Source organism: Streptomyces sp. NPDC002577 (assembly GCF_053594815.1).
The window spans coordinates 113,991-126,719 of the sequence record NZ_JBSFWK010000006.1 but is presented as its reverse complement, the minus strand read 5'-3'; the positions used below and the strand labels follow the sequence as shown (position 1 = coordinate 126,719).

The 12,729-nt window shown below is 68.7% G+C and carries 12 protein-coding genes; all 12 read left to right on the top strand.

What is annotated here, in order from left to right; translation table 11 throughout:
* Positions 1–82 precede the first annotated feature (82 nt).
* The 12 genes from ACWD4J_RS11315 to ACWD4J_RS11260 all read left to right on the top strand — a co-directional run bounded on the left by ACWD4J_RS11315 (position 83) and on the right by ACWD4J_RS11260 (position 12,713).
* Positions 83–1,090, top strand: coding sequence for an LLM class flavin-dependent oxidoreductase (locus ACWD4J_RS11315; RefSeq protein WP_451395087.1), 1,008 nt, complete (start codon positions 83–85; stop codon positions 1,088–1,090).
* Entirely contained in the window at positions 1,083–2,582 is a 1,500-nt protein-coding gene (locus ACWD4J_RS11310) for an aldehyde dehydrogenase family protein (protein WP_451395086.1), read from the top strand. Before ACWD4J_RS11315 ends, ACWD4J_RS11310 begins: the two co-directional genes overlap by 8 nt.
* Before the next feature lie 408 nt (positions 2,583–2,990).
* Entirely contained in the window at positions 2,991–4,160 is a 1,170-nt protein-coding gene (locus tag ACWD4J_RS11305) for a cytochrome P450 (protein WP_451395085.1), read from the top strand.
* Between the two features lie 2 nt (positions 4,161–4,162).
* On the top strand, positions 4,163–4,360 hold the full coding sequence (locus tag ACWD4J_RS11300; RefSeq protein ID WP_451395261.1) for a ferredoxin: 198 nt from the start codon (positions 4,163–4,165) through the stop codon (positions 4,358–4,360).
* A gap of 401 nt (positions 4,361–4,761) precedes the next feature.
* Positions 4,762–5,160, top strand: a complete 399-nt coding sequence (locus ACWD4J_RS11295; RefSeq protein WP_451395084.1) for a nuclear transport factor 2 family protein — start codon at positions 4,762–4,764, stop codon at positions 5,158–5,160.
* A 41-nt stretch (positions 5,161–5,201) separates the two neighbouring features.
* Entirely contained in the window at positions 5,202–5,606 is a 405-nt protein-coding gene (locus ACWD4J_RS11290; RefSeq protein WP_451395083.1) for a nuclear transport factor 2 family protein, read from the top strand.
* Between the two features lie 81 nt (positions 5,607–5,687).
* On the top strand, positions 5,688–6,023 hold the full coding sequence (locus tag ACWD4J_RS11285; RefSeq protein ID WP_451395082.1) for an SDR family NAD(P)-dependent oxidoreductase: 336 nt from the start codon (positions 5,688–5,690) through the stop codon (positions 6,021–6,023).
* Between the two features lie 24 nt (positions 6,024–6,047).
* The gene (locus ACWD4J_RS11280) at positions 6,048–6,200 is read left to right on the top strand and encodes a hypothetical protein (RefSeq protein ID WP_451395081.1); all 153 of its coding nucleotides are present in this window, start codon (positions 6,048–6,050) and stop codon (positions 6,198–6,200) included.
* Positions 6,201–6,236: 36 nt separating this feature from the next.
* The gene (locus ACWD4J_RS11275) at positions 6,237–7,160 is read left to right on the top strand and encodes an SDR family NAD(P)-dependent oxidoreductase (RefSeq protein ID WP_451395080.1); all 924 of its coding nucleotides are present in this window, start codon (positions 6,237–6,239) and stop codon (positions 7,158–7,160) included.
* A gap of 999 nt (positions 7,161–8,159) precedes the next feature.
* Complete coding sequence (locus tag ACWD4J_RS11270; protein WP_451395079.1) at positions 8,160–9,422, top strand: MalY/PatB family protein; 1,263 nt, start codon at positions 8,160–8,162, stop codon at positions 9,420–9,422.
* A 1,034-nt stretch (positions 9,423–10,456) separates the two neighbouring features.
* Complete coding sequence (locus ACWD4J_RS11265) at positions 10,457–11,755, top strand: extracellular solute-binding protein (RefSeq protein ID WP_451395078.1); 1,299 nt, start codon at positions 10,457–10,459, stop codon at positions 11,753–11,755.
* 7 nt (positions 11,756–11,762) lie between these two features.
* Positions 11,763–12,713 carry a carbohydrate ABC transporter permease gene (locus tag ACWD4J_RS11260; RefSeq protein WP_451395077.1) on the top strand — a complete coding sequence of 317 codons (951 nt, stop codon included), beginning with the start codon at positions 11,763–11,765 and terminating at the stop codon, positions 12,711–12,713.
* The last annotated feature ends 16 nt before the right edge of the window (positions 12,714–12,729 follow it).

The following is a 12,729-nucleotide window of genomic DNA, read 5'->3' as shown; positions in this document are numbered from 1 at the left end:
AAGAGTATCCGCTTTTGCGTGAAGCTCCATGATTGCTCGATGACTGTTCCATGCTGTGACACTCCACGAATGGGGAGGCTCCATGCGGTTCGGTATGCCCTGGCCCGGCGCCGAGGTGGCTCGCGAGGCCGAAGCGGCCGGCGTCGAGGCGTTCTGCACGGGCGAGTTCGCCGACCACGACGCGTACACCTCGCTCGCGGAGATGGTCGCGGGTACCGAGCGTGCCCTGGTCGGCCCCGCGATCGCCTACGCGTTCTCCCGTACCCCGTACGCCCACGCGACCGCGCTGCGCCAGTTGCACGCGAAGGCGCCGGGAAGGCTGTTCGTCGGTCTGGGGGCGGGCGCGTACCGTATCAACCGCGACTGGCTCGGTGTTCCCCCGGACCGTCCGGTGGATCGGATCGCGGAGACGGTCGACGCCGTCCGCGCGTGGCTGCACGCCGAGAACGGTGAACAGGTTCGCTACAGCGGCGAGTTCCACACCATCGACGCCGATGTCCGCGCCCCGGTCCTCGGCCGTCTCGACATCCCCGTGCTGCTGGCCGCGTTCAACAAGCGGATGGCCAAGGTCTCGGGCCGGGTCGCCGATGGTGTCATCGGACACGGCCTGTTCACCGGGGACTGGTGGAACGACGTCGTACGCCCGGCGGTCGAGAAGGGCGCGACGGAAGCCGCCCGCAGCGAACGTCCCACCGAGCACGGCTGGATCATCACCGCGGTCGACGACGCCGCCCCCGAGCGCGCGATCGCCGACGCCCGGCGGATGATCGCCTTCTATCTCACCGTGAAGACGTACGACCCGTTCGTCGCGCACCACGGCTGGGAGAGCCACGTCGCGAAAGTACGCACGGCCTTCCAGGCGGGTGACAACGACGCCATGGCCGCCGCCGTCACCGATGACATGGTCGCCGCCATCGCGGTCTGCGGCACCACTGCCGAGGCCAAGGAGGCTCTGTCCCGCCGCGAGGGTCAACTCCCCCGGGATGTCGGTTACTTCGCGACACCCACCTATCTCGTGAGCCGCCGCCGACGGGCCGGCTACGCCCTCTCCAGCCTCGCCCTGATCGAGGCGGTGCGCTCCGATGCCTGAGCCCACACACCCGTCCCGCACGTCCCACCCCTTCTCCACCCAGCTCTACATCGGCGGTCACCACACGGACGGTGACGGGGACGGGCGGCTCGTCGTACGCAATCCGGCCACCGAGGAGACGATCGCCCAGGTCCCGCTGGCCTCGGTCGCCGACGTGCGGCGCGCGATCACCGCCGCCCGTACCGCCTTCGACGAGGGACCGTGGCCCCGGATGCGCCCCGCCGAGCGGGCCGCCGTGCTGCTGCGCATGGCCGAGGAGATGGAGCGCCGCCTGCCCGAACTGGTCGCGGTGAACATGGCCGAGGCGGGGTCGGCGCGCTGGATCGCGGAGAGCATCCAGACCGGGATCCCGGTGGCGCATCTGCGCGACATGGCCGAGCGGGTGATGCCGTCCTTCGGGTGGGAGCGCGCGCTGGATCCCACGATCACGCCCGGCACGGGCATCGCGCAGGGGTTGCTGCGGCGCGAGGCGTTCGGGGTCTGTGCCCTGATCCCGGCGTACAACTTCCCGTTCTTCCTCAGCATGATGAAGCTGGCGCCGGCCCTCGCGGCGGGCTGCACCGTGGTCCTCAAGCCCGCCCCCGCCACCCCGCTGGACTCCCTGCTGATCAGCGACTTCGCCGAGGCGGCCGGGCTGCCGCCGGGCGTGCTGAACATCGTGACCGGTGATGTGGAGGCCGGTCATGAGCTGACCACCAACCCCATGGTGGACCTGGTCAGTTTCACCGGGTCCGACGCGGTCGGGCGACAGGTGTACGCGCAGGCGGCGGGCTCCCTGAAGAAGGTCGTCCTGGAGCTCGGCGGCAAGTCCGCGAGCATCGTCTGCGCCGACGCCGACCTCGACGGCGCGGCGCGGGCAGCCCTGTCGGGCATGACCACCCATGCGGGCCAGGGCTGTTCGCTGCTGACCCGCACGATCGTCCACGAGTCCGTGCACGACGAGCTGGTCGAGCGGATCCTGGCGGGTCTCGCCCACGTCCGGGTCGGCGACCCCAGTGACGAGACCACCACCATGGGCCCGCTGATCAGCGAGGCGCAACGTGCCAAGGTCGAGAAGCTGATCCGCACCGGCACGGAGGAAGGCGCGCGCATCGTCACCGGCGGCGGACGTCCGGCCGGACTCGACCGGGGCTACTTCGTCGAGCCGACGCTCTTCGTGGACGTGGACAGCTCGATGACCATCGCCCGGACGGAGTTCTTCGGCCCGGTCGGCGTCGTCATCCCGTTCCGTACAAAGGACGAGGCGGTCCGTATCGCCAACGACAGCCCGTACGGACTGTCCGGCGGGGTCTGGAGCCGTGACGTCGCGGGCGCCTACGAGATCGCGACGCGCATCCGTACCGGCGGTGTCACCCTCAACGGTGGTGGTTCCGGGGTGAATCCGCGCGCGCCGTTCGGCGGGTACAAGCAGAGCGGGCTCGGCCGGGAGTGGGGCGAGTTCGGGCTCGACGAGTACCTGCAGACCCAGACCATCAGCTGGGCCGCCCGCTGAAACCCCCGGCGAGCGGCCCGGGCCTGGTGGAGGCCGAGACGTACCGCCGGCAGGGTCACCGGGAAGACGCCCCTGACCGCTGCCGCAACAACCGGAGAGCCGCCTGTACCGGATTCCGAGTGCTTGACACCGCGTACGGCGCCCACAACACTAAAAGCCGTTGAACAGACCGACCGTTCGACTGAACGGAACACCGAACGACTCCGTCATATCTCGGGAAGCCTCCGTCTCACCTGGGGGCTTCCCAGCCTTCCCCGCCACCTGCAGCACAACCCCCGCACAGCAGCAACACCCCTCGGTACCCGGCAACTTGAGCAACGTCGTGAACGGGAGCCGCGGGGCCGGCTCGACACCCGAACAGTCGGAGGACGATCGTCCGCTCGCGGCGATCGCTACGCAGGAGTACACATGGCAACGCCTACGATTTCGCTCGACCGCACCGATCCGTACAACCCTCCCTCGGAACACGTACGGCTGCAGGGGGATGCTCCGATCAGCTGGGTCGAGCTGACGGACGGGCGTCGGCTCTGGGTCCTGACGCGGCACGAAGATGTCAGGACGATGCTCGGGGACGCACGGTTCAGTTCGGACCGCAGGGACCCCCGCCACCCGAGCCACATGCCTTATATCGGCCCTGACCACCGCCCGCAGCTGATCGAGATGGACCCGCCCGACCACACCCGGCTGCGGCGCTCGGTGGTCGGCGAATTCACGGTGCGGCGACTGGCCGCCTTGCGCCCCAGGGTCCAGGAGATCACCGACAAAGCCATCGATGAGATGCTTACCGGGCAGCCCGAGGCAGACCTCGTCGAGGCACTCGCCCTCCCGGTTCCGTCCACGGTCATATCGGAGTTGCTCGGCGTGCCGTACTCCGAGCACGGCTTCTTCCAGGACAACAGCGCCGACTTCGTGCGTGCCGACACCACTCCGGAAGAGAAGGGGGCGGCAGCGGGCCGCCTCAAGTCGTACATCGCCGCCCTCGTCCAGGAGAAGGAGAAGTCTCCGGGGGACGACCTGCTCAGCCGTCAGCTCGCCGCCGGCGCCGACGCGGAGGAGGTCGGGGCACTGGGCTTCCTGCTGCTGGTCGCCGGCCACGAGACGACCGCGAACATGATCTCGCTGTGCGTAGCCACCCTGCTCGACAAGCGGGAGCGCCTGTCAGAGCTGCGCGACGACCCGAAGCTGACTCTGGGTGCGGTCGAGGAGCTGCTGAGGTACTTCACGATCGCGGAGATCGGTGCGGCTCGCCTCGCCACCGAGGACATCGAGATCGGCGGGGTGCTGATCCGCGCCGGCGAGGGCGTGCTCGGCCTGACGAACACGGCCAACCGGGACCCCTCGGTGTTTGATGACCCGGACGAGCTCGACTTCACGCGCATGGCGCGCAATCACCTCGCCTTCGGGTTCGGGCCGCATCAGTGCCTGGGGCAGAACCTCGCCCGTCTCGAACTCGAGATCGTCTTGGCCACCCTGCTGCGCCGCATTCCGACGCTTCGCCTGGCTGTGCCCTTCGAGAAGATCCCCTTCAAGGTGAAGGGTCCCAACTACGGTGTCTACGAACTGAAGGTTGCGTGGTGAGGATGGAGATTTTCGCGGACCTCGGCCGATGCGTCGGGGCCGGGCAGTGCGTCCTGGTCGACCCCGAGGCGTTCGATCAGAACGACCAGGACGGGACTGTCATCGTGCTGCGGCCGCATCCTCAGAGCACCTTGGAGATCGCCCGAGCCAAGGAAGCGGTGAATGTCTGTCCCGGACGAACCCTCTCGCTCCGGGGCTGAATCCCGGTCCGCGGACGCCGCGAGCCGGGTCAACCATCCGGGTGCGATCGATGAGAGCTCTCTTCCTTCGTACATGCTGGGCATCTCGTCTTCGTCATCGCCCGTCATCAGCGAAGGTCCTGGGGGCGGGGGTGGCGTTCAGGGTTCGGAGAGTCGGATGGTGACGTCCACTGCCAACTCGTCGAGCTGGGCGATCAGGCGACAGCCCTGGTGTTCGGACGAGTACCGGCGGCTGCCCCGTCCGCACGCAGCTCCGGGCAGGACACGCCATCGTGGGCTCTGCGCCGGTGGACGACAGCCCTCTTTCTCTGTCGTACAGCAATAGACCGGTTGGTCGAAATATGAAGAAGTGCCGCACCCGAAGCTCGGAGAGGCACGTCCCCATGCGCATTGGAGAGACGATGACCGAATCCTTTGCCGCGTCGGTCGCGGCCGGTGTACGGGCTCTACTCGGCGCGCACACGCAGGCCCAGGACGCGGGCCGCGCCGATGACGTCGCCGCCCTGTACGCACCGGACGGTGTGCTGGAGCTGCCCGGCGCCGAGCCCGTCCAGGGGCACTCCGCGCTGCGCGAGACCTTCAAGGGATGGACGCCGACGCAGCCCCAGCTCCACCTCCTGACCAACACCGTCGTCACCGCCCGCACACCGGAAGAGGCGAGGGCGGTCAGCGACGTGGTGTTCCTACAGCGCGGCGAGTCGGGTTGGACGGTGCAGGTCGTCGGCCACTACGACGACACGTTCCGCCGCATCGACGGATCCTGGCGCTTCCAGCGCCGGGTCACGACGTTCCAGGCCTGACGCCCCACCCCTGCCGCCTCCCTCATCCTGGAGAAACCCACATGACCACTCCCCCCGACCTCGAGCCTTCGGTCTCGGCCGGCGTCCATGCCGCCATCGCCGCCTACGCGCAGGCGCTGGACACCGGCCGCGTGGACGATCTCGTCGAACTGTTCACCCCCGACGGCGTCTCGGAGATAGCCGGTATGGCCACCTTCGAGGGCCACGACGCGCTCCGCGCGGGATACACCGGCTTCGTCCCGCAACAGCCCCAGCTGCACCTGGCCGGCAACACGGTCATCACTTCGTGGACTGCCGACGAGGCGACAGCCGTCAGCGATCTGGCCTTCTTTCAGCGCGGCGAGTCGGGCTGGGCGGTGCAGCTCGTCGGCCGCTACGAGGACATTCTCCGTCTCTACAAGGGCAGTTGGCGCTTCCAGCGCCGGATCACGACGTTCCTGCCCTGATCCGCTCCGGGGTGGCGCGCATCCGGCCACCCCGGACACCCCGCTCAGTCGCGCGGCGCGAAGCCGAACGAAGCGTCCGCGGTGACCCGCCGATCAGTTCCTGGAGCTTCCAGCACCCGGCCGGGTTCACGAGCTGAGGACCTCGGACCCGTCACGGTCCTCGTCAACAACGCGGGGATCACCCCGTACGAGCCCTGCACGGACATCACCGAAGTGTCCTGGGACCGCATGATGCGGGTGGATCTGACGGGGCCCTTCCTTGGTGACCCGGGGCATCGCCGCCCACGCGATCGTGATCGCCACAGGGCTGCGGCTACGGACGCTCGCCGGTCAGCGGGATCCAGCCTGTGCGCGCGCCGCGCACCCTCGACAACGCTCTCGCCCTGTGCAAGGCCCTGCTGGCCGGTGCGCGCCTGACGGTCGTGGGCGAAGGAGTGCTCGGTGCGGGGATCGCCGCCAGGAGGTGGTCGACCCATCCCGCACCTGGGCGGGCGGCACATCCCCTCCCTGCGGCTGGCGGTCGCCCCCGCCGAACTCGAGTTCGAGGGCGACTCGCTCGCCTACGGCATCCACGAGTTGCCGGTGACCTGGTAGCGCTCGGCGCCACCCCCGTACGAACAGGAGTCAGACATGAGCGAGTTCAGCTTCGAAGGGCGGGTCGCCGTTGTCACCGGCGCGGGCCGCGGGATCGGCCGGGCCCACGCCCGCCTGCTTGCACAGCGTGGGGCGAAGGTCGTTGTCAACGACCTCGGCGGGGCGATGGACGGCGAGGGTGCCGACGCCGGACCGGCCCAGGCGGTGGCCAAGGAGATCACGGCGGACGGCGGCACTGCCGCGGCGGACACCCACGACGTATCCACGCCGGAGGGCGGCCAGGCGATCATCGACACCGCCCTCGACCACTTCGGCCGTGTGGACATCCTCATCAACAACGCGGGCATCGTACGGTGGGGCGGCCTGCAGGACGTCACCCTGAACAATCTGGAGCACCACCTCGACGTCGACCTCGTCGGCTCCTTCACCACACTTCAGGCGGCCTGGCCGCACTTCGTCGAGCAGGGGTACGGGCGGATTGTCCTGACGACGTCGAGCGGAGTGTTCGGGCTCGACAACAACCTGTCGCACGCGGCCGCCAAAGGCGGTGCCATCGGCCTGGCCCGCAGCACGGCCCTCGCCGGCGAGCCGCACGGGATCAAGGTCAACCTGATCGCCCCGATGGCCCAGACCCGGATGGGCGGCGGGGAGATCGGCGACGACGCCGAACCCGTCCCCGGACAGGCCTTCCTGCCCCCGGCGGCGGTGGCCCCCATGGTCGCCTATCTCGCCCACGAGAGCTGTCCCGTCAACGGGGAGATCTACGCAGCCGGTGGCGGCCGCTTCACTCGGGTCTTCCTCGCCTCGACCCAGGGATACGCGCATCCGCCGAGCCAGGACACACCGACCGTGGAGGACGTCGCTGCGAACTGGGAGCAGATCAACGACGAGTCGGGCTACTACGTGCCCTCCGACCTGATGGCCTGGTCGGCGGAGTACCTCAAGCACCAGTTCATGTGAGGCGGAGAAGGCCTTCGCCCCCTCGCGATGAGGGGGCGAAGCCTGTCGGAGCCGGACGGTGGTCAGGACTTCGCGGCACCCCGTACTGCTTCAAAATGGCTGCACGGCCCGTGACCTGCGACGACGCTCGTCGGCGCCAGTAGGGCACCATCGATCCTCGTGCTCGTACGAATGCTCTACCTGATCACCTCGCGGATCTTCGCGTGGCTGGTCCTGCTGTCCCGATCCTCCGCCTCCAAGGACACCGAGATATTGATCTTGCGACACGAGGTCGCGATCCTACGCCGCCAACTCGCCTGTACCGCGCGAAAACTCCGGTTCAGCGGGCTGGCCTGCGCCGTTTCCCTGCGGGGGCGGGGTCGGCACGAGGATGATCGGAGTCCATGCGGTGGTCGTGGATCTATCTCCTGACGCGGAGCTCGTTGGAACTCGCGGGCCTGCGCCTGCTGAGCAGCCCGGCAAAGGACATCGAACTACTCGTGCTTGCCGGGCGGGCCGACACCTCGCCGCGCCCTTCGAGGGGCCGCCGCCCTCACCCCAGAGGCCGTGCCGACCGAATATGCGTCAGCCGATTGCGCCGGGCGCATCGCCGAGCTGACGATCCGCCGGAGTACCAGCGGCCCCAGCCAGGACGTAGTGGAGGACGCTCTGCTGCAGAGCCGGCACCACGCCGGGCACGGCGGCCAAGCGGCCCTGCTTTGTTGCCGACACGGAGCTGAGCGAAGTCCAAGTAGGCCGACTACCTCGGCCCCCCGCCCGGCCCGGGCGCCACACAGTCGAAGGTCGGCACTCCGCCAGCCTGCCAGGGCAGCGGGGTTGACCGCCACCTTGCCCGACCGCCGGCGATGGCGGCCCTTCCGTACAACATCGTCTCTTCGGGCCGTGCACGGGGAGGGGCAACCCGAGCGCGCACCACACCCGCTCCGGCACACTCTGGACCGGAGCGCCGTTCAGCAAGACCACGCACAGGGCAGAGACCTCTCGGACTGGGAGCACCACGTGAGCGAAGCCAAGAACCAGGCACCCGCTGAGCTCGCCGACAGCGGCCGGACTGATCCTCTCGTCCAGCTGTCCCTGCAGCAGCTGCGGCAGCGCACCAGCATGAAGTGGCGCGCACACCCCGCAGACGTCCTCCCCCTCTGGGTGGCGGAGATGGACGTCCCCCTCGCACCCGCCATCGCCGACACCCTGCACCGGGCCGTCAACCTCGGAGACACCGGATACCCCTTCGGCACCGCCTACGCCGAATCCCTTGCCGCATTCGCCGCCAAGCGATGGCAGTGGGACGGCCTGCAGGTCGAGAACACCGCGATCGTCCCCGACGTCATGATGGGCATCGTCGAAATCCTCCGCCTCATCACCAACCCCGGCGACGCGGTCGTCGTCTGCTCACCCGTCTACCCCCCGTTCTACGCGTTCGTCTCCCACGACGGCCGGGACGTCATCGAGGCCGGCCTCGGCCCCGACCTGCGGGTCGACCTCGGCGCACTCGAAGACGCCTTCATCCGCGCCCGACGCCACGGCCGCCGCGCTGCATTCCTGATGAGCAACCCTCACAATCCGACCGGCGTCGTCCACACCCGCGCCGAACTCGAAGCGATCGCCGCCCTCGCCCGCAGCCACTGCGTCCGGGTGGTCTCCGACGAAATCCACGCCCCGCTGGTACTGCCCGGAGCCCACTTCACCCCCTTCCTCAGCGTTCCCGGCTCCGAGAACGGCTTCGCCCTCACCTCCGCGTCCAAGGCATGGAACCTGGCCGGCCTCAAGGCCGCCATGGCCATCGCCGGCACCGACGCCGCGGACGACCTTCGACGGATGCCCGAAGAAGTCAGCCACGGCCCCAGCCACCTCGGCATCCTCGCCCACACAGCGGCGTTCCGTGACGCCACCGACTGGCTCGACGAACTCCTCATCGGACTCGACGCCAACCGCAGCCTGCTGGGCAAACTGATCGAGGAACACCTCCCGGGCGTGGGGTACATCCCGCCCCAGGGCACCTACCTCGCCTGGCTGGACTGCACCCGGCTAGGGCTGCACGACGACAGCCCCTCCGACGGCCCCGGCATCGTCAGCGACCTCGCAGGACCGGCACAGATGTTCCTCGACCACGCCCGCGTCGCCCTCAGCTCTGGACACGTCTTCGGCACCGGCGGCGCCGGATGCGTACGCCTCAACTTCGCCACCTCACCCGCCATCCTGCATCAGGCAGTAGCCAGAATGGGACGCGCGCTCGCCGACTTCAGGCAAGTCCCCCGCCCCTGACATATCCCGGGCACAGGCCGCACCAGGGCCTCGCGAACGCCCGCGCCCTCTGCGTCCGTTGCTCGAACCAATCGACGATCCAGAGCGGATCGCTCGCCTCGACATACGACGACGCGCGATGCTCGGCGGCACCCTGCACGAGTACGCGCATGCGGCCTGACCAGCATGGACGAGGTATTCGGCAAGAGCAGGGTTGTGCAGACCGCAAAGAACTTGGTCATGGACCTCGAAGACGCCAGCTGCCGGGCGCGTTACATGATCAGGGATCGGGACGGGAAGTTCCCCGCGCTGTTCGACGGCGCCGGGTGCAGAGCTCGCCGCCGTCGACGCGGCCCGCCGCACCGTCGTCCGGCTGACGCGCGAACTGGGCCTGGACGGCTTCATCCGTGGGCAGCGGCGCCGCACCACGGTGCCCGAGCCGTCGGCGCCGAGGCAGCCGGACCTGGTCGACCAGAACTTCACCGCGAGTCGCCCGGACCAGCTCTGGGTCGCCAACGCCGACCGCTTTGAGGATCCCGCTCGCCCACTCCAACTTCGCGATGTCTTTGCCGAGTTGCTCCAGTTCCTCATGCTCGCGGCCTTCCACACCCGCCCCTGGACCACACCAGCCACCGACTGATCGCGGACACCACGCAGCGGGACACCACCGTCGAGGCTCGAGCCAACGCGTTCCGCTCGCGCCGGCCGGTCCAGCCGGGTTCGCGTTCCAGCCGGGTTCGCGCTCCAGGGAGCGCCAGCGACCGCGACTCAGCGTGATTACAGCGTTCGTCACCAGCCGCGCCAGTCGGGCACGACCTCCCACAACCGGCCAGGCGAGCAGGCGACGATCGTGACAGAACGTGACATGCCGATTTCGCTACAAGTTCCGAAATTATTCGTGATGGGTCCGCCACGCCGCCGCAACACATCATTCGTAGCTTCACTGTCAGCCGCATAGGCCCCATCGCAGCCATCAGGTCCATCAGACCAAAAACGCTGCTTTCTCCGGAAATCACATCACTGTCCTCAGTGCCTTCATGAGACAGGAGCCCCGAGTGTCCAACCTCTCCCGACGCGGTGCCCTACGGCTGACCGGCGGCATAGCTCTCATCGGCACCTTTGCCCTGGCGGGCTGTGGGCGCAGTGGTGACACCGCCGCGACAGGCATCGCCAAGCCCATCGACGACTCCCCGGCCACCGGCACCGTCAACGTCTGGGCCGCCCAGGGCGACGCCGACGTGCTCGACAAGGTCATCAAGCCCTTCAAGGCGGCGAACCCCGACGTCCACGTGAAGTTCACGCTGATCCCGAACGCCGAGTACTACACCAAGCTCCAGTCGGCGATCGCGGCGGGCAAGGGGCCTGATGTCGCCCAGTTCTTCCCCGAGTCGCAGGCGCAGTTCCTCGACTCGTCGATCCTTCAGCCCGTCCCGGACGGCCTCGTTGACCAGAACAGCTTCTTCAAGAGTCTCTGGGACGCCGGTGTGGTCAAGGACGTCGCCTACACGGTGCCCTGGTACGCCTACACCTACGCGCTCGTCTACCGCTCCGACCTCGCCAAGAAGGCGGGCGTCAAAGCGCCGACCACGTGGGACGAGATGGTGCCGTTCTTCAAAGCGCTCCAGGGCGCCGGAGCCAGGCACGGCCTCGGGGCTGACAACGGCTGGGACATCTTCAACGGCCAGGACGTCGCGATGTACGCCTGGCAGGCCGGCGGCTCGCTGCTCTCCTCCGGCGGCACATGGACACTCGACACGCCGGCGATGGTCGACGCGATCAAGTACAACGCGTCGTTCTTCACCTCGGGCACCGCCGACACCAGCACGCCCACGTTCCTCGACGCGCAGCCATACTTCGTCGCCGGCAAGACCGCCACGATGATCACGGGCCCGTGGGTCGTCGGTCAGCTCGACGCTGCTGCGAAGAAGGAGGGCTGGACGGCGTCCCACGTCGCCACCGCACCGCTGCCGGCCGGGGCCTCGGGCAGCGTCTCCTTCTCCGCTGGAGGCAGCTGGGGTGTGCTCGCCGGCAGCGGCAACGCGGACGCGTCGTGGAAGCTCGTCCGGTACATCTCGAAGCCGAGCACCCAGGTCTCGCAGTACAAGGCGTACAGCTCGCTGCCGGCGGTCATCTCCGCCTGGGACGACCCCGCCATCGCGGACCAGCCGCTGCTGGATGCCTTCTTGACGCAGCTGAAGAACACCCGGGCGTTCCCTCAGGTGAGCACCTGGCAGCAGGTCGCGACCCGGCTGGGCAAGGAGATGGAGGCCGTGGCCAAGGGCACGGAGACCGCCGCAAAGGCCGCCTCGAACGTCCAGTCGTACGCCGAGAGCCTCGGCACGGGCGCGAAGTGATCCGCGGATGACCACCACCCTCATCCCGGTGACGCCGCGCAAGGGTCGTCCGGGGGGGCCGGGGGCGGCCCGCCCGCGTCGCTCCCGGGGCTCCCGTCGAACGGCGGTCGCCTGGCTGTTCCTCGCGCCGTTCACCCTCGTGTTCCTGCTCTACACGGCGATCCCCACTGTCGCCGCGCTCGGGTTCAGCCTCACCGACCTGCGGGGCGCGGATCTGCGTCATCCGCTCGCGGTCGACTTCACCGGGCTCGAGAACTATCTCCGTCTGTTCCAGGACGAGAGCTTCCTGCGGGACATCCTGAACACCGGCCTCTTCGTGGCCGTCGGTGTGCCGCTGACCATGGGGATCGGCTTCGCGCTGGCCGTCGCGCTGAACTCCGGCATCCGGCACCTGCGCGGCGTGTTCCGCACCGTCTTCTTCGCACCGGTCGTCACGAACATCGTGGCGGTCGCACTGATCTGGCAGTACGCCTTCAACGAGAACGGCACCGTCAACAAGGTGCTCGGCGCCGTCGGCTTCGCCGGGCCGAACTGGCTGGACGACCCGAACCTGGCCATGCCCGTGGTCATCCTGCTCGGCGTCTGGCGCAACTTCGGCACCGCGATGGTGCTGTTCCTCGCGGGTCTGCAGGCGATTCCGGAGGACGTGTACGAGGCCGCGGCCCTCGACGGCGCCGGCCGGTGGCGGCAGCTGAGGCACATCACCCTGCCGCTGCTGCTGCCCACCACCCTCATGGTGTCGGTACTGCTGACCGTCTTCTACCTCCAGGTGTTCGACGAGCCGTACCTGCTCACGAACGGCGGCCCGCTGGGCTCCACCGAATCGGTGGCGCTGTACACGTATCACCAGTTCGGGTCCGGCGAGTTCGGGGTGTCCTCGGCCGCGTCCTTCGTGATGCTCGTGCTCGTCGCCCTGGTGAGTCTCGTCCAGTTCCGACTGCTCAGGCCCCGCGCATGACCGCCGTCGCCGCGTT

Coding starts and splice junctions, on each gene's coding strand:
- ACWD4J_RS11275 (WP_451395080.1), top strand. CDS start 6,237: ATGAGCGAGTTCAGCTTCGAAGGGCGGGTCGCCGTTGTCACCGGCGCG.
- ACWD4J_RS11315 (WP_451395087.1), top strand. CDS start 83: ATGCGGTTCGGTATGCCCTGGCCCGGCGCCGAGGTGGCTCGCGAGGCC.
- ACWD4J_RS11290 (WP_451395083.1), top strand. CDS start 5,202: ATGACCACTCCCCCCGACCTCGAGCCTTCGGTCTCGGCCGGCGTCCAT.
- ACWD4J_RS11260 (WP_451395077.1), top strand. CDS start 11,763: ATGACCACCACCCTCATCCCGGTGACGCCGCGCAAGGGTCGTCCGGGG.
- ACWD4J_RS11300 (WP_451395261.1), top strand. CDS start 4,163: ATGGAGATTTTCGCGGACCTCGGCCGATGCGTCGGGGCCGGGCAGTGC.
- ACWD4J_RS11295 (WP_451395084.1), top strand. CDS start 4,762: ATGACCGAATCCTTTGCCGCGTCGGTCGCGGCCGGTGTACGGGCTCTA.
- ACWD4J_RS11310 (WP_451395086.1), top strand. CDS start 1,083: ATGCCTGAGCCCACACACCCGTCCCGCACGTCCCACCCCTTCTCCACC.
- ACWD4J_RS11305 (WP_451395085.1), top strand. CDS start 2,991: ATGGCAACGCCTACGATTTCGCTCGACCGCACCGATCCGTACAACCCT.